This is a genomic window from Aquitalea denitrificans (assembly GCF_009856625.1).
Lineage (GTDB): Bacteria > Pseudomonadota > Gammaproteobacteria > Burkholderiales > Chromobacteriaceae > Aquitalea > Aquitalea denitrificans.
Genome location: NZ_CP047241.1, coordinates 2,381,145 through 2,401,055, shown reverse-complemented (window position 1 = coordinate 2,401,055; position 19,911 = coordinate 2,381,145). Strand labels below are relative to the sequence as shown.

Genomic DNA, 19,911 nt, shown 5'->3' with positions numbered 1-19,911 from the left:
TTAAAGTGAAAGGCCTTTGTTTGGCAGTAAATCGGTTTGCGGAAAGCTGTCGTCTTCGTGCTCCAGCCCCGCCTTCCCCTCATTACTCAGCGTGCCGTGCAGCTTGATATCCCCAAACACTTCAACCCCCTTGGCGCTGATGCGGATGCCATGGCCGCCGGCTGCCAGTTCGATGCTGTCGTGCCCGGCCACGCTGATGTGCTGGTTGCTGTTCAGCCGCAGTGCTTTGGCGGCGGACACCGCTAGCGGGCCGCCTTGTGCCTGGATATCCACGCTGCCCTGGTTGGCATACAGACGTGCGCCGCCGCTGCGGGCAAACAGGCTGATGGCACCGTTGGCATTACTGCGGATGTCGCCCAGTGCGGCGTGGCTGATGTGCTGTCCGGCGGTGACGGCATAGCTGGCACCTGCGGATTGCTGGATGGTTTGCGGGGTGGTGAGGCCGATGCCGGCCGGGGCGCTCATCAGGATGCCGGCCTGTGCCAGTTGTTTGAGCGAGTGCTGTAGCAGGTCGACCTGGGCCTGGACATCCGGCGGCAGGGCCTGGGCGGTGGTCGCGGCATCGGCCAGGGCTTTGGCCAGCCGGTTGGCTTGTTCCAGCTGATGCAGCGCTGCAGCCATGTCCAGTTGCGCAGTGGCGGCAACGGATTTGGCTTCGGCGCTGATGAGCAGGCCTTTGCCAGCGCGGATGGCACCCCAGTGGTCGGTACGGATTTCAAACCCTTCTCCGCGTTGCTGGCGTGTGGCATCCACCAGGTGGCCGATATTCAGTTGGGCCTTGCCGTACTCGGTGGCCAGCTTGATGTGCTGTTTGCCTTGCAAGTCCTCCATGCGCAGCTTGTTGTTGGCCTTGGTACGGATGACGTTGCGGCTGTTCCATTGCGTGGTGATATGGTCCGGGTGGGTGCTGTCATGGGTGATGGAGGCGATGTATGGCGCGTCGGGGTCGCCATCGCTAAAAGCCAGGTTGACGATGGTGCCGGCGTGGATAGGCATGTGGAAACCGAATTGCCCGCCTGCAAACGGTTTGGCCAGACGGACGGCGCGTGAGTCTCCACCGGGGCTCCATTTGTCCAGATCAAACAGGTAGCGCACGCGGTAGCGGCCATGCTCGTCGATGAAGGGGTATTGGTAGCTGTTATTACCGGGGCTCACCACCATGGCGGGCAGGGTGCTGTGAATGCGCGGTTTGGGGAGCAAGGCAGGACGCCAGATGCGGTCTGAAGGGATGGCCTCAAAAGTGTTTTCATAGGCTTGGTCACGGCGGCCACGATGTATCACCGCCGTGATCAGCCAGCCATATGGGGCATCTGCAAACGGTCGAGTCAGGCGTAGCACTTCGCCTGGTCGAAGCCGGCACACATTGCCCTTGCCGCTGGCGATGCATTGCCGGCTGACGGACAGTTGGTGACGTAGCTGCGCTACCCGGTCGGATTCATCTTTGTCCCGGTTGCCATCGCCCCACTCATAGTCTTCGCCGTACGCAGCAGGAACGTCTACGCTAAATCCTGCTGTCCCATCCAGTGGAGTACTGGCCGTCATGTCGTTGAAATTGCGTCGTCGCGTGGTTTTCAGCATCGGGCGGTGGCGAATGGTGAGTTCGGTGATGGCCTCCGTCCCGACACTTTCCAGTCCTGTATGTTCCTTCAGCTCGATGTCGTTCAGGTTTCCCCGACAGTAATGTTCGAGGTTGTTACCAAACTGGATGACTTCCTTACCATCCTTGGCCTGGGTGAACTGGTAGAAGATGCCGGCATGGGCGGCAATGCGGGATAGGAAGGCCAGATCGGTTTCGCGGAATTGGGTGATGTGTTCGTATGAGGCTTGTACACCGGTCAGGTTGAAACTGAAATCGGTGCCATCTAGCGCATGTTTGCGCAATAGCGCTTCAATCACCTGCGCGACCGTCGCGTTTTGGAACAGGCGGGTGGTTTGGCCATCTTCCAGCAGGGCAATGCGTGGGCTGATTTCGAAGGTATACAGCGTTTCTTCTGCTGTGCTACGGCCGCGCTGGGCATGGCGGATGACCCCGTGCCAGCAGCGTTCTCCTTCCGGATTGGTCTGGAGCGTGGCTAGGCCTGGAATGGCAAGGGCCGGCGTACTCAACTGCGGCGCGATGGTGAAAGTGACCGGCTGGCCAATCAGGCGGGCCAAGGCCAGATCACGCTCTGCCATCGTTACCGATATGGTCAGTTGGTATGGTCTATCTAGTGCTTCTTCAATGTGAAATTCATAAACCGATAGCGCAAGCTTGAAGCGGGACGGGAATGCTAACTGGTAAGGATTTTGCATGGGCTGGGCTCTGGCTGTAGGTAAGATGGTGATGTGCCATGCAGCGCAAGGGTGACATGTCCAGATTGGCAATAAGGGTTGTTGTTGCTTTGCAAGTGTCGGCATGCCGTGGTGACCCCTCGCGCTGGTGGAGCTGGAGGCGGCATTAGACTGGGCGAAAAACTAACCGGCAATGTCTGTTCAGCCAGTTTTACTGACAGGCCTAGTCAAAAGACATGTTTATGGTGGGCTTATCGTTGCTGACTAAGGCAATGAAGGTAGGCAAATGCGTAGCGGCACGGGGGCTGTGATGCGGGCCCCTATCCCCGTTTGTGAGTGGTAATCACAGATTGGTGATGGGCGGTTTGGCACGGGATTATTGTTTGGGCCATCGGGGGAAGGTTTGCTTCCGTGTGTTGCTGGTGCCGGTAGATAGCCCCAAGGCGGCTGCCAGCTGGGGCTGGTCAGGGAAAATGGCAATCTGCCCGGCAAATTGTGCTGCGATGTCGTCATTCCGCTGTATGTCTGCCACGGCAATCCCGGCGGTAATGTCGGAGGCACTGTCTTCCACTCGCAGACAATCGCCGGGGGCGACAGCCAACAGGCGCAGCGCGTGGTGGATCAGCATCGGGTCGGTCTTCCGGGCATTCACTTCATAGGCACTGATGATGGTCTCGCCAAAATACGGTTTTAGCCCGGTGCGGTACAGCGTACAGACTGGTTTCTATCTTCTCGCGCGGGCCGTTTGAGGCAATGCAGCCGGCAGTTGCTGGGCTGCCAGAAAATCATGTGCGCATCGTCGCCGGAGTGCGCGACGTAAAAACCCTGCAGGAAATGGACTTCCCGGTGCGGAGCCGTGCCATCAGCAGCAAAGGCACTATCAAGGCCATGTCGGGTTCGGTCAATATCCCGGTGGTGTGCGTGCCTGCCTGGCGTAAGCGTCACTCTCTGTATTGGCCACCCTGCGGGGTGGCATTTTTTTGGACAGGGCGGTACAGAAACGGCAAGGCCGGGATGTGGGGCCGGGCGGCGTGGGCGTCAGGCCTTGGTATCGACCGAATTGCCCAGGTGGCTGGGGTTGCTGACGTATTCATAGATGCCGACACCGATGGCGGCAGCTGCCAGCATGGGATGGGCCTCGACAATGGAGGCGGCTTCGGTGACCACGGAGGAGCCCGCCTTGAGCAAGGCCCCGCCGGAGGTGCTGATGAATGAACCGACTGCGCCCAGAAACATGGTTGGATTCCTTATTGCATTTATAAGAGGTATCGACGAAAGCGCGGTCGGCTTGATCTTCTTTACCCGGATTTACATTTGTCGACAGCCGCATGAAAAACGGCTGGCAGTGCTGCCAGCCGTGAAATTGCCGTGGCTGCCGTAGCAGCCATGTGGTGCATCAGAAGGATGTGGACATACCCACGCCAACACTGTGCAGGGTGTTGCCATTGGCCAGTACCACGGTGCTGCTGGCATTGGTGCCGGTAGTCAGCGGGCTGAAGCCGAAGTTGGCGTTTTGCAGTGCGCCGTTACTCAGGCGGGTGGCATAGGTGTAGAAGCTGGTGCGCTTGGTGGCGGCATAAGTGGCACCCAGCACCCACTGCGTGGCCTTGTAGTCGTCGGCATTGCTGGCATTGTTAAGGCTGCCCAGCTTGCTGTAGGACGCCTTGAGGGCAAAGCGTTCGTTTACGGGCTGGCTGACGCCAACGGTCCAGCCGGTCTGGGTCTGGGTCTGGCCGCCGCTAGCCAACTGGTAGCTGCCACGCTCCACGCCCGCACCAAGCAGGGTGCCGGTGCTGCTGAAGGTCCATTGTGCCAGCAGCTTGGCAAAGTCCACATGCTTGCCGGCGGCGGCGGTGCCGGAATTGCTTTGCTCGTAGCCAGCAGTATCAAACTGGCGGTCCCAGCCGAAACCGGCCTTGAACGGGCCATCGCCATATTTCACCGCCAGGCTCAGGCGGCTGCGGTTGGTGTTGTTGGTTTGGGTTTCGTCCACGCCATAGGACACGCCACCCTGCCAGCCGGACAGCAGCGGCGAGATGTAGTGCACCGAATTCTTCAGGCGGGTTTCACCACGGCTGAACAGCTGGTAAAAGCCCGGGCCGGTGCCCCAGCTGTCGGCAATGGTGCCGGCCATCACGTCGATGCCAAAGTCGGCGGTGCTGCCCACCAGCGATTTGTACACCGTGTCGTTGTAGCCGGCGAGCAGGCGGCCGTATTGTTCGCTGGCCATGCCGACAAAGCTGTTGCGGGTGGCCAGGGTGGCACTCTGGCCCCAGTCGGTGCTGCCGCCCTGTTCGAAGTTGCGCAGGCTGGATTCCACCTGCCAGATGGCTTTCACGCCATTGCCCAGGTCCTCGTTGCCGCGAAAGCCGATGCGCGAGTTGTTGTCGGTGACACGGGTGGTGGTGGACTTGGTGCCGCCCGTGCCGCCGGATGCGCCCACCGATTCTACCGAGGCGCTGATCACGCCATAGATGCTGACCGTGCCGTCGTCGGCATGGGCGTTCAGTGCGGTGAATACGGCACAGGTGGCCAGGCTCAGTTTGAGAGTGGATTGCTGCATGGTTTCTCCTCCATCGTAGATATTGGCTGCGTTGTTGTGACAATTCTTGTTATTGCAAACGCTAATCTAGGGCAGGGGAGATGGTGGCGCGTTGCCATTAAGTGAACTTGCGTTGCCGTGTTATGCCCTTGCACGGGCCGGTGCTGGCAGCGGTACTGGCGCTGGACTAGATTGCTATGAAGCCGGCCGCGGCGCTGGCGTTGCCGGCTGTGCCGGGGCGGGCAGGGGACGTGTGTTAAGTCGCGCAAAGTGTGGCAAATGCGCATGTCAGCAGCAGGAGCAATGACAATAATTGCCGCTTTATGGCGTGTGCCATTCAGGAGTGCAAAACGTGAAGAACATGATGATGTGGCTGCTGGCCCTGTTATATGGCCTGTACCTGCTGGGTGTCGGTCTGTTGCCGCAGGCAGTACTGGCCGCGGACTACCAGGCTTTGGCTGCCTTGCCGGCGTTGACCAGCTGCAGTGCGCTGGGCAGCCAGACGCTGGATGGCGTGGCAGATGCGCCGGTCAGCATCAGTGCTGCCAGCGTGGTGAGCACGCCCAAGGGTGAATTCTGCAAGGTGGAGGGCAATATTGCGCCCAGCATCGGCTTCGAGGTGGACCTGCCTCTGAAAGGCTGGACCCAGCGTTATCTGCAGGGTGGCTGTGGCGGCCTGTGCGGCATGACCCGGGTGGGCATCAGCAATGCCGGGCGTTGCGGGCCTGCCTTGAGCGGCGAATTTGTGGTGGCCGGGAACGATATGGGCCACAAGGGTTCGATGATGGGGCCGGATCAGGCCAGCTTCGGGGCTGATCCGCAACAGCGCATCGACTTTGCCTACCGTGCCAATCACCAGACCGCGCTGGTGGCCAAGGCACTGATCCGCGCCTTTTACGGCCAGCCGGCGCGCTTTGCCTATTTTGTCGGCTGCTCGGATGGTGGCCGCGAGGCGCTGATGGAAGCACAGCGTTATCCGGACGACTTTGACGGTGTGTCCGCCGGGGCTCCCGCCGCGCTGTTTCAGCTGCAGAACTCGCTGTATCACGGCTGGAACGTGGTGGCCAACCAGCGTGCCGATGGCAGCAATATCCTGCTGCAAAGCCGGCTGGCCATCCTGCACCGTGCCGTGCTGGCACATTGTGCCGAGGGTTCCGGGGTGAAGGACGGCCTGCTGCAGGACCCGCTCAGCTGCAAGGTGGACCCGGCCTGGGCACAGTGTCCGGCCACTGCCGGGGACAGCAGCCAGTGCCTGACTGCCGAAGAGGTGGCCGTGGCACGCAAGCTGTATGACGGCCCGCTGGATGCCGCTGGCCGCAAGCTGACCATGGGCGGCGTGCTGCCCGGCTCCGAACTGCAGTGGATGGTGGCCAGCAGTGCGCATGGCAAATCGATGAGCAATGATATTGCATCGCTGGCCATCAGCTACCTGATCCTGCCGCAGGTGGATCTGGCCATGGGCAATCTGCAGCAACTGCGTTTTGATGACGACAGCTTCCGGCGTCTGGCGCAATTGGCACCGCTGTACAACGCCACCAATACCAATCTGCAGCCCTTCCGCCAGCATGGTGGCAAGCTGATTTTGTGGCATGGTCTGGCGGATACCTCGGTCACGCCGGCGGTATCGCTGGCCTATTACCAGGGGGTGCAGCAACAGCTGGGTGCCGCTGCCACCGACAGCTTCATGCGGCTGTTTTTACTGCCGGGTGTCAGCCACTGCGGTGGTGGCGATGGTTATGATCAGGTGGATGTACTCAGCCCGCTGCTGGCCTGGGCCGAGCTGCAACAGGCCCCGGCTGCGCTGCTTGCCGGCAAGCTGGCCCATGCCGCCCCGGACTTCATGGCTGGTCCGCCACCTGCGGATCTGCCTGCCGCGGGCAAGTCTGCACAGGGTGTACCTACCCTGCACGTGGCCCCCATGGCCAGCAGTCCGCTGGCACGTCCGTGGGACGAAATCAAGGCGACTCGCCCGGTATATCCGTGGCCAATGATCGCCCGCTATCGTGGCAGCGGTGATGTGAACGATGCCGTCAGCTACCAGCCACAGCGTTCGGCACTTGTCCTGCCGCTGGATTTCAACAGTCTGGCCAGCACCCTGATCGGGCCGGACAATCAGCGCAATTATCAGGTAGTCAATGGCCGGCTCACTGCCCAGCCGTAAACCGTCAGCCGCTGCTTCAGCGGCTGACGCTTGTTGCCGGGCCGTTGTTGAAGTAGTGGCGCAGGTATTGCTCCATGGCGGCGGCATCCAGCGGGCGCGAGTAGTAATAGCCCTGGAAAGTGTCGCAGCCGTTTTCGCGCAGAAACTCCACCTGCGCGATTTCCTCCACCCCCTCTGCGGTAATGCCCAGCATCAGGCTCTTGGCCAGCATGATGATGGCCTTGCACACGGCAGCGTCCTGGCTTTGTACCGGCGTGTTGCAGATGAAGGAGCGGTCTATCTTCAGCCGGTCCACGGCCAGGTCCTTCAGCACCGCCATGGATGAATAGCCGGTGCCGAAGTCATCAATGGCTACGGATACGCCGATCTGTTTGAGGTCTTTCAGGATGCGTTTGCTGTTTTCCAGCGATTGCAGCACGCTTTCGGTGATTTCCAGTTCCAGCAGATGCGGGGCCAGGCCGCTGTCGGCCAGCTCTCGTGCCACGCGCTGGCGGAAGTCCGGCTCGATAAACTGCATCACCGACACATTGACTGCTACCTTGAGCGGGTAGTGGTAATCGGCATTCCAGCGCCTGGCCTCGATACAGGCCTGTTGCAATACCCAGCTGCCCAGTTCCTGGATCAATCCGCACTCTTCGGCCACCGGAATGAACACGTCCGGCGGAATGTTCTGTCCCTCATCCTGCCAGCGCAGCAGGGCTTCAAAGCCGATCAGCACGCTGTCCACCACCCGGATAAGCGGCTGGTAGTGCAGGGTAAAGCTGCGTGTTTTCACTGCATGGCGCAGCCTTTGCTCCAGTCGCAGCCGCTCGTGCACTTTCTCGGCCATGGATTCGTTGAAGGTGCAATAGCGGCGCTTACCGGCCTGCTTGGCCTGGTACATGGCGCTGTCGGCAGCGCTCAGCAGTTTTTCTGCGGTGGTGCCATGCTGCGGATACAGGGCAATGCCGATGCTGCAGGTCACCACAATGCTGTCCTTGCCTGCCTGCATCGGCTGCTCCAGTTTTTCCAGCAGGCGGTCGGCCATGGTAGTGCAGTCCTGCTCGCTGCTGTGCGGACAGATGATGAAGAACTCGTCACCGCCGAAGCGCACTGGAATGTCGGCCCGGCGGATGGTTTCGCGGATGCGCTGTGCCACCACCTTCAGCAATTGGTCGCCCATGGCATGGCCCATGCCGTCGTTGATCAGCTTGAAACCGTCCAGATCGATGAAGACCAGCCCCATCTGCGTGCTGCTGGTTTCTGCGCGCTGCAGTTCTATGGCCAGTTGCTCATTCAGCAGGTAGCGGTTGCCAAGGTCGGTCAGCGCATCATGAAAGGCCATGCGGTTGAGTTCGATTTCGGCTTTCTTGATGGAGCTGACATCAGTGCAGCCGATGATATAGTGCGCGGGCAGGTCCATGTCGTAGGACACCAGGCAGATGTGTTCCCAGGCGGGAAAGTGCTCGCCGTTCTTGCGTTGGCACATCAGCTCGCCATGCCAGCCCACATCGCCCAGCTGTTTGAGCTGGCTGTAGAACTCGGGTGTGTGTTTTTTTACGTGCAGCAGTTCGTCGATATCCTGTCCCAGGATTTCCATCAGCGAATAGCCTGTCATGCGCAGGAACGCCGGGTTGGCCGATTTCACCAGCCTGTCGTTGTCTATCACCACAATGCCCTCGGCGGTGGACTGGAACACCGCGCCAGCTTGCTGCAGCAATTGCTCGGACTTGATGCGCTCGGTGATGTCACGCAATACGCCGATCTGCTTGGCGCTCTCCTGCCATTGCGGTTCGTATTCCTGTACCGACATCTCTACCCATACCGCGTCGCCATCGTCCGGGGTGATGGTGGTGATCATGTCCACCCGGCCACGGTCTTTCAGCAACTGGTTCAAGCGGCTCTGGTCTGCCAGTTCCAGCAGGCGCAGAAAAGGCGGGACCGCCTCCTGACGCGGGGTCATGTCCAGGCCGGTGATCTTGCCAAAATAGCCCTGGCCGGTGAATGTCGATTGCTGCTGGTCCCATTCCCAGATGCCCAGCTGGGCAGTTTCCACCGCCAGCATCAGCAGTTTTTGCTGTTTGTGGACTTCCACCTCGGCAGTGCGGCAGGCCAGCGCCATGCGGATGGTGGCATTCAGTTCGCGCAGTTCGAACGGTTTGAGCAGATAGCCGTAGGGTGCGCTTTTCTCGGCCTGTTGCAGGATGTTTTCTTCGGCAAAGGCCGTCAGGTAAACCACCGGGATATCCAGCGTCTGGCGGATGATGAGTGCGGCTTCGGTTCCGGGCATGCCGCCTTCAAGGTGGATGTCCATCAGGATGAGATCTGGCCGGAGCTTGCCAGCAGCGGCAATGGCTTCCTCACCGCTGGCGCAACTGGCCACCACGTCGAAGCCCAGGCTTTGCAGCGCGATTTTCAGATCCAGTGCGACGATGCGCTCGTCTTCGACGATCTGGATACGGTTGGCCATGAATCTACTCCCGGATAAGGTCTGGAATGGTCAGGGTGAAGCAGCAACCCTGGCCCGGTGCCGTGTCCAGCGTCAGTGTGGCCCTGAGCTGTTCGGTCAGCATGGGCAGCAGTTGGAAGCCCAGCGTGGACGTACTGCCCAGCTGCACGCCATCGGGGCAGCCTTTGCCGTTGTCGCGGATCAGCAGTTGAACTTGCTCGGTTGAATCCAGCAGGATTTCCACCTTGCCCGGTTGGCCTGGTACAAACGCATGCTTGCAGGCATTGACCACGATTTCATTCAGGATCAGTCCGAAAGGAATACTGTTGTGTAGCTCCAGAAAAGCTTCCGGCCCATTCCGTTCGAACACGAAGACAATATGATTGCCATAGCCGGTGCTGACATCGCGCAGCAGGTGGGTCAGCCTTTCTATGTAAACCGACATCGGAATGCGCGAGAAATCATTGCGCTCGTACAGCAGCTGGTGGATCAGCGCCATCGAGCGCACGTGGTTCTGGCTGTCCAGCAAGGCTTTGTTCACTTCCGGTGTGGCGGTTCTGGCCTGCAGGTTTAGCAGGCTGGATATCACTTGCAGATTGTTCTTCACCCGGTGGTGTACTTCGCCTAGCAGCACGGTTTTTTCCTGCAGGGCCTTTTCCAGATCCAGCTTGGCGTAATAGCGCTCGGATACATCGGAAATACAGGCCAGGGTAAGCAGTTCGCCACCTACTTGCAGTGGGTTGAGGCCGATTTCACAGGGGAACTGCGTGCCGTTGCGGTGCTGGGCAAACAAGGGCTTGCGATTGGCCATGCCACGGGCTTCCGGCTGGCGGAAGAAGCCGGTGACATAGCTGCCATGCTGGCTGCGAAAACCTTCTGGCAGCAGATGGTCCAGCTTTTCGCCTACCAGTTCGCGCCGGCTGTAGCCAAACAGCTGCTCCATGCGGGTGTTGATCAGACGGATGACGCCGTGCTGGTCCACCATCATCAGGCCGTCCGGGGTGGATTCCACCACTTCGCGGAAATAGGTTTCGCTGATCTGCAAGGCCAGCTCGTTCTGCTTGCGCGCGGTAATGTCGATGCCGGAGGCAATCAGGTTGCTGATGTGGCCATCGCCGTCCCACAAGGGCCTGAGCATGAAGTCTATGGTCATGCGGCTGTCGTTCTTCATGCGCACAACTACGTCGTAGCGCACGGTCTGGCCACTGGCTGCACTGGTGATGGCCTGTTGCAGCTCTTGCTGAATGGCAGGATCGTGGTTCCACCAGTAGCACTCCCAGAACGGCTTGCCCTGTACCTGGGACAGCTCCAGCCCGGCCTGCTCCAGCGGGGCACGGTTGGCTTCCAGCAAGATGCCGTCGATACCCAGCACACCCACAAAGGTAAACAGGGCGTCCAGTACCTTGCGTATGCGTTCGCTGCTGGCGCGGATGGCCTGCTCGGCCTGCTTTTTCAGCGAGACATCCTCCACCATGGCGATAATCCCGCAGGACTGTCCCTGCTTGTCAATGCGCGGGTGGTAGCTGGCATTCCAGTGGGTAAAGCAGCCGGAACCAGGTGGAATCTCGGCACTGGCCTCGAAATTGCACTCGGGCACGCCACTGGCCATTACCTTGTGCATGATGGCTTCCAGCCCGGGGCCGACTTCTGGTAGCACGTCACGCGGAGTGCGACCGATGTGCGCTTCGGGCGGCAGGCCATTGGAGTTGGCCAACTGATGGTTGATATGGGTGTAACGCAGCTCGCTGTCCAGTACGGCAATGCCGATGGGGGAGGTTTGCAGCAGGTCTGCGAGCAGTTTTTCCATACGCCTGTTCCACCTTGTCATGAGGGGACGACTGAATACCCATTATGGGTAATGAAAATGCGTATTGAAAGTATTGTCTGGTTTGTTTGCGCAATTTCACCCGGGAGACGGGGTGGCGCATTGCCTGACGCATGGCGGTCAGCCGGGCTGGCAAGGAGTGGGACCAGTCTTGCGGTGGCGCGATGTAAATTCCTGTTTCTTGCAATCCAGTTGTCAGATCAAATAGTCGGACTGAAAATTTTTATTTTGTGGCGTGAATTGTTCTTATTGTTTTGCGACTTTTTTTGAATAAAAATTGCCAATTATCAAAAATTGAAATGTGTAATCATTCGGTTTTGCGAATAATCAATATTATTGGTGTTCGGATTTCCGAATGGGTTGTTTTCCATTGTTTTCAATGACCTGCATTTCATTGCGTGCTTGCATTGAAGTGGTTAGCATGGATACGTAGTCAGATCAAAGATGATCAATGATGGCCTTGGCAGAATATGAGCCAGTATTTGATTGTCGCTATAAACATGTGAAACCAACGGGAAATAAATCGTGTCAGAAAATCAAGGTGACAAAAAGCTGCAGCGCGGGCTTGAGGCACGACATATCGAACTGATTGCCCTGGGCGGGACAATCGGTGTCGGTCTGTTCATGGGCTCGGCCAGCACGCTGAAATGGACGGGGCCTTCGGTATTGCTGGCGTATGCCATTGCCGGGGTCTTTATTTTCTTCATCATGCGTACCATGGGTGAAATGCTGCATACCGAACCGGTAGCCGGTTCGTTTGCCCATTACGCCTATAAATACCTCAGTCCCTACTGGGGCTATCTCACGGCCTGGGCTTACTGGCTGATGTGGATTGCCGTGGGTATTTCCGAGATTACCGCGGCCGGGGTATATGTGCAGTACTGGTTCCCCACCATGCCGCAGTGGGTGCCGGCCATTGCCTTTGTCGCCATTCTGGCTGCCTCCAACTTGCTGGCGGTACGCCTGTACGGTGAATTCGAGTTCTGGTTCGGCCTGATCAAGATTTCCACCATCGTGGTGATGATTCTGGTTGGCCTCAAGCTGATCCTGGTGGGCGGTGCCGACATGCCGGCGGTGGGCTTTGCCAACCTTACCGCGCACAGCGGCTTCTTTGCCGGTGGCTGGCAGGGCTTCTTGTTTGCCCTGTGTCTGGTGGTGGCTGCTTATCAGGGTGTGGAACTGGTGGGCATTACCGCCGGTGAAGCCAAGAACCCGCAGGTTACTCTCAAGCGTGCCATCAACAACATCATCTGGCGCATCCTGATTTTCTATGTTGGTGCCATCTTTGTCATCGTTGCCATCTATCCGTGGAACCAGATTGGCAGCACAGGCAGCCCCTTTGTGCTGACCTTTGCCAAGGTGGGCATTGCAGCAGCAGCTGGCGTCATCAACTTCGTGGTGCTGACCGCGGCGCTGTCCGGCTGCAATAGCGGCATCTATAGCTGCGGCCGCATGCTGTATACCCTGGCGCAGAACAAGCAACTGCCGTCCTTCCTGGCCAAGGTGTCCAAGGGTGGTGTGCCGGTCAATGCCATCTGGGTGACCATTGCCTGCATCGCGCTGGGTTCGGCGCTCAACTACATCATTCCGAATCCGGAACGGGTGTTTGTGTATGTATACAGCGCCAGCGTGCTGCCGGGCATGGTGCCCTGGTTTGTGGTGCTGGTGTGTCAGGCCCGTTTCCGTCTGGCGCACAGCGACAAGATGGCCAGCCATCCCTTCAAGTCCATCCTGTTCCCCTTCACCAACTGGCTGACCATTGCCTTCCTGGTGTGCGTGCTGTTTGGCATGCTGGTGAATCCGGATACCCGCGTTTCGCTGTTTGTCGGTACCGGCCTGCTGCTGGCGGTTTCCGTGGTGTACAAGATGTTCAATCTGGGTCGCCATCACCAGCCGGCACTGGCTGCGGTGGAGCGCGACTGATCATGCGACCGGCCTGATGCGGTAGCCGGTACAAGCCACAAGGGTGCCCTGTTTGGGGCACCCTTTTTTGTGCCTGTCCACCAAGTGGCTGGGCTTGGCCAGTTTTATACCGATGAAAAGCAGTTTTTCCCATAAGCATTTTTCTTGATAACAAGATCATTTTTTCTTGCTTATGGATATAACGGGGGCTCTGCTAAGGTGCAGTCCATTGCCATGACGCACTGCGGAAAACCCACCCATGACCGTTCTCGCCATTCTCGGCAGCCCCAGTAAAACCTCGCGTACTGCGCGCCTGATTGATCGCAGCCGTGTTGCGCTGGCCGCACTGGATATCGAGCTGCAAACCATCAGCATTCACGACTTTCCGGCCGATGCACTATTGCATGGCCAGTTTTCCCATCCGCAAATCCAGGAATTCCAGCAGCGGGTCAGCGCAGCCAGCGGCCTGATCATTGCTACCCCGGTGTACAAGGCGGCCTATGCCGGTGCGCTCAAGGTGCTGCTGGACCTGATTCCCGAAGGCGGCCTGGCCGGCAAGCCGGTATTGCCACTGGTCAGCGGCGGCAGCCCCGGCCATTTGCTGGCGGTGGATTACTCCATCAAGCCGGTACTGGCGGCGCTCAAGGCCAGCGCCATCCATCAGGGCGTGTATGCGGTGGAGTCGCAAATCGGCGCCAATGCCAATGGCGAGGCCGAACTGGCCGAGGAGCTGGAACAGCGCCTGCAAACCGCCGTGCATGAGTTTGCCGCCCTGCTGGGGGTGAACGCCCCGGCCCCGCATGCGCCGCGCTATGCCAACGATTTCATTTCCCGGCTGATCAGCCTGTAAATCCGGACATCATCATGACTGCATCAATCCTGAAAAAAACACTGGGCCTGGCCGTGCTGGCCGGCTGGTCGCTGGCGGTCCAGGCGCTGGACCTGAATGTTAGCTATCAGAAAAGCGCCATCAATCTGGTGTCACTCAAGGCGCAAGGCACGCTGGAGAAGCAGCTGGCCCCGCTGGGTGTGACGGTCAAATGGTATGAGTTCCAGGCTGGCCCACCGATTCTGGAAGCCATGAATGCCGGTAGTGTCAGCATCGGCATGACCGGTGATTCCCCACCGGTATTCGCCCAGGCTGCCGGGGCCAATATCGTGTATATCGGCCAGGAGCCTTCCAAGCCGGAATCCTCCGCCATCCTGCTGCCGGCCGGTTCACCCATCAAGAAGCTGGCCGATCTCAAGGGCAAGCGCGTGGCCTTTACCAAGGGCTCCAGCGCGCACTACCTGACGGTGGCGGCACTGAAAAAAGCCGGCCTGCAATACAGCGATATCCAGCCGGTGTACCTGACGCCGTCTGAAGCCCGCGCCGCCTTCGAGCGCGGCAGCGTGGATGCCTGGAGCATCTGGGACCCGTACTACGCCGCGGCCACCCGCGCCGGTGGTGTGCGCGTGCTGTCCAGTGGCAAGGGCCTGAGCGCCAACAACACCTTCTATCTGGCCGCGCGCGACTTTGCCCAGGCCAACCCCAAGGTGATTGCCATCGTGTTCAAGGCGCTGACAGACAACAACAAACAACTGCGCGGCAATGTGCAGCAAGTGGCCAAAACCCTGTCCGGCTACACCGGGCTGGAAGCGGAAACCTATGCCGCCATGCTCAGCCGTCATCCGGACTACAGCGTCAGCTATGTCAACGCCAAAACCATCCAGCAGCAACAGCAAGTGGCCGATACCTTCCACGCACTGGGCCTGATTCCCAAGGCCATCAAGGTGCAGGACGCGGTGTGGAAACCCTGAGTCCCGACAAGAACAAGACAGGAATAATAGACATGCAGATTTTCTGGTTTTTCCCCACCCATGGTGATGGTCGTTACCTGGGCAGCCCGGAAGGGGCACGCACGGTGGACCTGGACTACCTCACCCAGATTGCCCGTGCGGCAGACAGCCTGGGCTTTGATGGTGCGCTGATTCCCACTGGCCGTTCATGCGAAGACCCGTGGGTCACCGCCGCCACGCTGATTCCGGCCACGCGCAAGCTGAAATTCCTGGTGGCGGTCCGCCCCGGCATCATGTCGCCCACGGTGGCCGCGCGCATGGCCTCCAGCTTTGACCGCCTGTCGCAAGGCCGCCTGCTGGTGAATGTGGTGGCCGGGGGCGACCCGGTGGAACTGGCCGGTGATGGCAGCTGGCTCAGTCACGACGAGCGCTACGAAGCCGCCAGCGAATTCCTGCATATCTGGAAGGGTGTGCTGGCCGGTGACAAGGTGAATCTGGATGGCAAGCACATCAAGGTGAGCGACGCCCAGCTGCTGTATCCGCCAGTCAGCAAGCCTTATCCGCCGCTGTATTTCGGTGGCTCTTCCGATGCCGCGCATGATCTGGCGGCCGAGCATGTGGATGTCTACCTCAGCTGGGGCGAGCCGCCAGCGGAAGTGGCCAAGAAGATTGCCGATGTGCGGGCGCGGGCCGCAAAACTGGGCCGCACGGTGCGCTTTGGCATCCGTCTGCACATCATCGTGCGTGAAACCAATGCAGAAGCCTGGGCCGCAGCCGAGCGGCTGATCAGCCGGCTGGATGACGCCACCATCGCCAATGCGCAGAAAACCCTGGCGCGGGCCGACTCGGAAGGCCAGCGCCGCATGGCTGCGCTGCATGGCGGCAGCCGCGACAAGCTGGAAATCGCGCCCAATCTGTGGGCCGGCATCGGTCTGGTGCGCGGCGGCGCAGGCACGGCGCTGGTGGGTGATGGCCCCACCGTGGCGCGCCGCATGCAGGAATACGCCGAGCTGGGCATCGAAACCTTCGTGTTCTCCGGTTACCCGCATCTGGACGAAGCCTACCGCGTGGCCGAGCTGCTGTTCCCGCATCTGCCGGACCGTCTCAAGGCCAGCATTGGCCAGCAACCGGCAGGCGAGGTGATGGCCAACCAACTATTGCCCAATGAAATCCGCCAGGCGGCGGCTTCCTGAGGAGCATGGCCATGTCACGTTCACATGCATTGGCGCAAGGCCTGTGGCAGCGCCTGCTGCCCTGGCTGCTGCCCATCCTGTTACTGCTGTTCTGGCAACTGGCCTCGGTGGCCGGCTGGCTGAATCACCGGGTATTGCCCGCACCCACCGAAGTGCTGGTGGCCTTCTGGCAATTGCTGATCAGTGGCGACCTGTTCCGTCATCTGGCCGTCAGTTTTGGCCGGGTGGCCGCCGGTTTTGTCATCGGTGCCGGGCTTGGCCTGTTGCTGGGCCTGCTTACCGGGGTGTCGCGTCTGGGCGAGGCGCTGTTTGATACCACCTTGCAGATGCTGCGCAATATCCCGCCGCTGGCCATCCTGCCGCTGGTGATCCTGTGGTTCGGCATCGACGAATCAGCCAAGGTGTTTCTGGTGGCCTTTGCCGTACTGTTTCCGGTCTACCTCAACACTTATCACGGCATCCGCTCGCTGGACCCGCAGTTGCTGGAAATGGCGCGCAGCTATGGTCTCAGTGGCAATGCGCTGTTCCGCCAGGTGGTGTTGCCGGGAGCCTTGCCGTCGATTCTGGTGGGCATCCGCTACGCGCTGGGCATTGCCTGGATCATCCTGATCGTGGCGGAAACCCTGTCTGCCACCAGCGGCATCGGCTATCTGGCGGCCAATGCGCGCGAATTCCTGCAAACCGACATCGTGGTGCTGTCCATCCTGCTGTATGCCGCGCTGGGCAAGGTGGTGGATGTGGCCGCCCGCGCATTGGAAAAACGCTGGCTGCGCTGGCATCCGTCCTATTTCAAGGCTGCCTGAGGAGAACATGATGAAACTGGATGATCTCAAAACCGGCAGCCCCATTTTGCTACAGGGCCTTATCCGGCGCTTTGGCGAGCGCGTGGTGCTGGATGCGCTGGACCTGCACATCCCGCAAGGTCAGTTCCTGGCCATTGTCGGCCGTTCCGGTTGCGGCAAAAGCACCTTGCTGCGCCTGCTGGCCGGGCTGGATCAGGCCGACGGCGGTTTGCTGCAACAGCCGGCCGGGCAAAGCGTGCGGGTGATGTTTCAGGAAGCCCGCCTGCTGCCGTGGAAAAGCGTGCTGGACAATGTGGCGCTGGGTTTGCCGGCCAGCCGTCGTGGTGAAGCCGAACAGGCTCTGGCCGAAGTAGGGCTGGGGGACCGGGCGCAGGAATGGCCGGCCCGGCTGTCCGGCGGTCAGCGCCAGCGGGTGGCCCTGGCGCGGGCGCTGGTGCATCAGCCCTCGCTGCTATTGCTGGACGAACCGCTGGGCGCGCTGGATGCACTCACCCGGCTGGAAATGCAGAGCCTGATCGAGCGCTTGTGGCAGCAGCATGGCTGCACCACGGTGCTGGTGACGCACGATGTCAGCGAGGCGGTGACGCTGGCCGACCGCGTGGTCTTGCTGGAAGAGGGCCGGGTGGCGCTGGATTTACCGGTGGAGCTGCCACGCAGCCGCAACCCGGCCGATAGCCGCTTTGTGGCACTGGAACAGCACATCCTGCAACGCGTGCTGCAAGGGCCTTCCTTCAATGCACCCTTAATCAATGAAATACCGCTCGCGTCGCTGCATTTTTCGCAGCTGCACTGGGCCTTGTAAACCCATCACCAAGGAAAAATCATGAGCATTCAATCCATTAACGTGCGTAATCAGTTCAAGGGCGTGATCAAGGAAATCATCGAAGGGCCGGTGTTGTCCGAAGTGGATGTGGAAACCGCCTCCGGCATTGTCACCTCGGTGATCACCACCCGTTCGGTGCGCGAATTGCAACTGAAAGTGGGCTCGCCGGTGGTGGCCTTCGTCAAATCCACTGAAGTATCCATCGCCACGCTGGCTTGAGCGCCGGTGACGACTGCCGCTTGCAGGTCGCGCGGGTGCGGCTGGCAAGCGGCGGTGGAGGGGTGCAGTCTTCTGTATCCAATATTCTTCAAAACGATATACAACAAAATTTTTATTATTTTTGGTTTGCAGCAACTATCGCTAGACTTGCCACTCCTGACGGGTTATCCCCCGTCGCTCACCCGCTTTCTGCCTGATCAGGGCAGGGGATAGAACGCAGACGGTATGATAGAAGTACGCAATCTCAGCAAGCATTTCAGCCATGAAGGCCGCCGCATCGCCGCGCTGGACGATGTCAGCCTGCAAGTGGCCGCCGGTGAAATCTACGGCATCATCGGTCGCTCGGGGGCCGGTAAAAGTACCCTGATTCGTTGTCTCAACCTGTTGGAACGTCCGGATAGTGGCACGGTGACGCTGGGTGAGCAGGAACTCACCGCGCTGCCGGAAGCTGCGCTGCAACAACGTCGCCAGCGCATCGGCATGGTGTTCCAGCATTTCAATCTGCTGCGTTCGCGCACCGTGGGCGGCAATGTGCGCTTCCCGCTGGAGCTGGCAGGTGGCTTGACCCCGGCACAAATGGATGCCCGCGTGGATGAGCTGCTGCAACTGGTGGGCCTGGCCGATCACAAGGAAAAGCGTCCGTCGCAATTGTCCGGCGGGCAAAAGCAACGCGTGGGCATTGCCCGTGCACTGGCCAATCACCCGGACCTGCTGCTGTGTGACGAAGCTACTTCGGCGCTGGACCCGGAAACCACCGATTCCATTCTGGCCCTGCTGGCCGACATCAACCGCCAGCTCAATCTCACCATCGTGCTGATTACCCACGACATGCGCGTTATTCGCCAATTGTGCGATCACGTATCGGTGATGGATCACGGCAAGGTGGTGGAAAAGGGCAATGTGCTGGACGTGTTCCTGCAGCCGCAGCATGCCGTCACCCGCAGCCTGCTGGCCGAAACCGGTTTTGGTCAGGGCGAGCGGGTGGAGGCCTGGCGCGCGCGCATTGGCGTGCCGCTGCTCAAGCTCACCTTTGTCGGCGAGCCCACGCTCAGCCCGGTGCTGGACAAGGTGGGCCGCGAAACCGGCCTGCGCGTCAACCTGCTCAGCGGGACCTTGAGCGAAATCCGTGACACGCCTTGCGGCCAGCTGCTGGTGGGCGTGGTGGCGTCTGATGTGGAACTGCCGGCCTTGCCGGAGATTTTTGCCCGCGAGGGTGTACGTTGCGAGGTGCTGGCATGAGCGGATTCGACCCAAGCCTGTTGTTGACGGTGGACTGGCCGGAAATCGGCACCGCCACGCTGGATACCCTGACCATGCTGGGCGTGTCCCTGCTGTTTACCATCGTATTCGGCCTGCCGCTGGGCGTGCTGCTGTACATCAGCGCACCGGGCCAGCTGCGTGCCCGCCCGCGCCTGTATGCGGTACTGTCTTTCCTGGTGAACGTGCTGCGCTCACTGCCGTTTGTCATTTTGCTGATCGTGCTGATTCCGCTCACCCTGTTGCTGGTGGGTACTTCCATCGGCGTGGCCGGTGCCATCGTGCCGCTGGTGGTGGGGGCCATTCCCTTCTTTGGCCGCCTGGTGGAAAACGTGCTGCGCGAAATCGACCGCGGCGTGATTGAAGCCAGCCAGTCCATGGGTGCCAAGCTGCCGCAGATCGTGTTCAAGGTACTGCTGCCCGAGGCCATGCCCGGTCTGATCGGCGCGGCTACCGTTACCGCCGTGGCGCTGGTGGGTTACACCGCCATGTCCGGGGTGATCGGCGGCGGCGGTCTGGGCGATCTGGCCATCCGCTACGGCTATCAGCGCTTCCAGACCGAGGTGATGATCGTCACCGTGGCCCTGCTGCTGGTGCTGGTACAAGCCCTGCAAACCGCAGGCGACGCCCTGGTGCGCCGCTGTCGCTTCGGCTGATTCAGCCGCCAGCACATTACTGAATTCCCTTTGTTGTGAATTCCTGTACAGC

At 60.1% G+C, this 19,911-nt stretch carries 17 protein-coding genes and 2 pseudogenes; 13 read left to right on the top strand and 6 right to left on the bottom strand.

The window, feature by feature from the left end:
• Entirely contained in the window at nucleotides 1–2,292 is a 2,292-nt protein-coding gene (locus GSR16_RS10870) for a type VI secretion system Vgr family protein (RefSeq protein WP_159877276.1), read from the bottom strand.
• 355 nt (nucleotides 2,293–2,647) lie between these two features.
• Nucleotides 2,648–2,923, bottom strand: a complete 276-nt coding sequence (locus tag GSR16_RS10865; RefSeq protein ID WP_338024025.1) for an HAD family hydrolase — start codon at nucleotides 2,921–2,923, stop codon at nucleotides 2,648–2,650.
• A gap of 101 nt (nucleotides 2,924–3,024) precedes the next feature.
• Here GSR16_RS10865 and GSR16_RS21410 point away from each other — a divergent pair.
• A pseudogene (locus GSR16_RS21410) lies at nucleotides 3,025–3,135 on the top strand (hypothetical protein); the annotation flags it as partial.
• A 174-nt stretch (nucleotides 3,136–3,309) separates the two neighbouring features.
• Here GSR16_RS21410 and GSR16_RS21160 read toward each other — a convergent pair.
• Entirely contained in the window at nucleotides 3,310–3,507 is a 198-nt protein-coding gene (locus GSR16_RS21160) for a hypothetical protein (RefSeq protein WP_167522548.1), read from the bottom strand.
• Here GSR16_RS21160 and GSR16_RS10855 point away from each other — a divergent pair.
• Nucleotides 3,479–3,652 carry a hypothetical protein gene (locus GSR16_RS10855; protein ID WP_159877272.1) on the top strand — a complete coding sequence of 58 codons (174 nt, stop codon included), beginning with the start codon at nucleotides 3,479–3,481 and terminating at the stop codon, nucleotides 3,650–3,652. The two genes, GSR16_RS21160 and GSR16_RS10855, sit on opposite strands and share 29 nt — an antisense overlap.
• Before the next feature lie 15 nt (nucleotides 3,653–3,667).
• Here GSR16_RS10855 and GSR16_RS10850 read toward each other — a convergent pair whose 3' ends face one another.
• Nucleotides 3,668–4,834, bottom strand: a complete 1,167-nt coding sequence (locus GSR16_RS10850; protein ID WP_159877270.1) for a porin — start codon at nucleotides 4,832–4,834, stop codon at nucleotides 3,668–3,670.
• Between the two features lie 340 nt (nucleotides 4,835–5,174).
• On the opposite strand from GSR16_RS10850, the gene GSR16_RS10845 reads away from it, so the two are divergent.
• On the top strand, nucleotides 5,175–6,974 hold the full coding sequence (locus tag GSR16_RS10845) for a tannase/feruloyl esterase family alpha/beta hydrolase (protein WP_240902664.1): 1,800 nt from the start codon (nucleotides 5,175–5,177) through the stop codon (nucleotides 6,972–6,974).
• A gap of 16 nt (nucleotides 6,975–6,990) precedes the next feature.
• Here GSR16_RS10845 and GSR16_RS10840 read toward each other — a convergent pair whose 3' ends face one another.
• Complete coding sequence (locus GSR16_RS10840; RefSeq protein WP_159877268.1) at nucleotides 6,991–9,423, bottom strand: two-component system response regulator; 2,433 nt, start codon at nucleotides 9,421–9,423, stop codon at nucleotides 6,991–6,993.
• Between the two features lie 4 nt (nucleotides 9,424–9,427).
• Nucleotides 9,428–11,209: a PAS domain S-box protein gene (locus GSR16_RS10835; RefSeq protein WP_159877266.1), complete on the bottom strand. Its 1,782-nt coding sequence runs from the start codon at nucleotides 11,207–11,209 to the stop codon at nucleotides 9,428–9,430.
• Nucleotides 11,210–11,752: 543 nt separating this feature from the next.
• Here GSR16_RS10835 and GSR16_RS10830 point away from each other — a divergent pair.
• The 10 genes and pseudogenes from GSR16_RS10830 (at nucleotide 11,753) to GSR16_RS10790 (ending at nucleotide 19,859) form a co-directional block, all read left to right on the top strand.
• Entirely contained in the window at nucleotides 11,753–13,150 is a 1,398-nt protein-coding gene (locus GSR16_RS10830; RefSeq protein ID WP_159877264.1) for an amino acid permease, read from the top strand.
• 238 nt (nucleotides 13,151–13,388) lie between these two features.
• Entirely contained in the window at nucleotides 13,389–13,979 is a 591-nt protein-coding gene (gene ssuE, locus GSR16_RS10825; protein WP_159877262.1) for an NADPH-dependent FMN reductase, read from the top strand.
• 14 nt (nucleotides 13,980–13,993) lie between these two features.
• The gene (locus GSR16_RS10820) at nucleotides 13,994–14,929 is read left to right on the top strand and encodes a sulfonate ABC transporter substrate-binding protein (RefSeq protein WP_159877260.1); all 936 of its coding nucleotides are present in this window, start codon (nucleotides 13,994–13,996) and stop codon (nucleotides 14,927–14,929) included.
• 32 nt (nucleotides 14,930–14,961) lie between these two features.
• Nucleotides 14,962–16,101, top strand: a complete 1,140-nt coding sequence (gene ssuD / locus GSR16_RS10815) for an FMNH2-dependent alkanesulfonate monooxygenase (RefSeq protein WP_205677410.1) — start codon at nucleotides 14,962–14,964, stop codon at nucleotides 16,099–16,101.
• An 11-nt stretch (nucleotides 16,102–16,112) separates the two neighbouring features.
• Nucleotides 16,113–16,904, top strand: a complete 792-nt coding sequence (ssuC, locus tag GSR16_RS10810) for an aliphatic sulfonate ABC transporter permease SsuC (RefSeq protein ID WP_205677409.1) — start codon at nucleotides 16,113–16,115, stop codon at nucleotides 16,902–16,904.
• A gap of 7 nt (nucleotides 16,905–16,911) precedes the next feature.
• Nucleotides 16,912–17,706: an ATP-binding cassette domain-containing protein gene (locus tag GSR16_RS10805; protein ID WP_159877257.1), complete on the top strand. Its 795-nt coding sequence runs from the start codon at nucleotides 16,912–16,914 to the stop codon at nucleotides 17,704–17,706.
• A gap of 21 nt (nucleotides 17,707–17,727) precedes the next feature.
• Nucleotides 17,728–17,946 (top strand): TOBE domain-containing protein, encoded by a 219-nt coding sequence (locus GSR16_RS10800; protein ID WP_045844948.1) that lies wholly within the window; start codon nucleotides 17,728–17,730, stop codon nucleotides 17,944–17,946.
• Nucleotides 17,947–18,171: 225 nt separating this feature from the next.
• Nucleotides 18,172–18,903, top strand: a pseudogene (locus GSR16_RS10795) (methionine ABC transporter ATP-binding protein); the annotation flags it as partial.
• A gap of 24 nt (nucleotides 18,904–18,927) precedes the next feature.
• The gene (locus GSR16_RS21530) at nucleotides 18,928–19,185 is read left to right on the top strand and encodes an NIL domain-containing protein (protein ID WP_476726929.1); all 258 of its coding nucleotides are present in this window, start codon (nucleotides 18,928–18,930) and stop codon (nucleotides 19,183–19,185) included.
• Nucleotides 19,182–19,859, top strand: coding sequence for a methionine ABC transporter permease (locus GSR16_RS10790; RefSeq protein WP_045844950.1), 678 nt, complete (start codon nucleotides 19,182–19,184; stop codon nucleotides 19,857–19,859). Before GSR16_RS21530 ends, GSR16_RS10790 begins: the two co-directional genes overlap by 4 nt.
• The last annotated feature ends 52 nt before the right edge of the window (nucleotides 19,860–19,911 follow it).

Excerpts from the sequence above, each read along its gene's own strand:
- GSR16_RS10800 (WP_045844948.1), top strand. The coding sequence starts at position 17,728 with ATGAGCATTCAATCCATTAACGTGCGTAATCAGTTCAAGGGCGTGATC.
- GSR16_RS10850 (WP_159877270.1), bottom strand. The coding sequence starts at position 4,834 with ATGCAGCAATCCACTCTCAAACTGAGCCTGGCCACCTGTGCCGTATTC.
- GSR16_RS10835 (WP_159877266.1), bottom strand. The coding sequence starts at position 11,209 with ATGGAAAAACTGCTCGCAGACCTGCTGCAAACCTCCCCCATCGGCATT.
- GSR16_RS21160 (WP_167522548.1), bottom strand. The coding sequence starts at position 3,507 with ATGTTTCTGGGCGCAGTCGGTTCATTCATCAGCACCTCCGGCGGGGCC.
- GSR16_RS10870 (WP_159877276.1), bottom strand. The coding sequence starts at position 2,292 with ATGCAAAATCCTTACCAGTTAGCATTCCCGTCCCGCTTCAAGCTTGCG.
- GSR16_RS10845 (WP_240902664.1), top strand. The coding sequence starts at position 5,175 with ATGATGATGTGGCTGCTGGCCCTGTTATATGGCCTGTACCTGCTGGGT.
- GSR16_RS10790 (WP_045844950.1), top strand. The coding sequence starts at position 19,182 with ATGAGCGGATTCGACCCAAGCCTGTTGTTGACGGTGGACTGGCCGGAA.
- ssuE (WP_159877262.1), top strand. The coding sequence starts at position 13,389 with ATGACCGTTCTCGCCATTCTCGGCAGCCCCAGTAAAACCTCGCGTACT.
- ssuC (WP_205677409.1), top strand. The coding sequence starts at position 16,113 with ATGTCACGTTCACATGCATTGGCGCAAGGCCTGTGGCAGCGCCTGCTG.
- GSR16_RS10840 (WP_159877268.1), bottom strand. The coding sequence starts at position 9,423 with ATGGCCAACCGTATCCAGATCGTCGAAGACGAGCGCATCGTCGCACTG.
- GSR16_RS10855 (WP_159877272.1), top strand. The coding sequence starts at position 3,479 with ATGAATGAACCGACTGCGCCCAGAAACATGGTTGGATTCCTTATTGCA.
- GSR16_RS10820 (WP_159877260.1), top strand. The coding sequence starts at position 13,994 with ATGACTGCATCAATCCTGAAAAAAACACTGGGCCTGGCCGTGCTGGCC.
- GSR16_RS10805 (WP_159877257.1), top strand. The coding sequence starts at position 16,912 with ATGATGAAACTGGATGATCTCAAAACCGGCAGCCCCATTTTGCTACAG.
- ssuD (WP_205677410.1), top strand. The coding sequence starts at position 14,962 with ATGCAGATTTTCTGGTTTTTCCCCACCCATGGTGATGGTCGTTACCTG.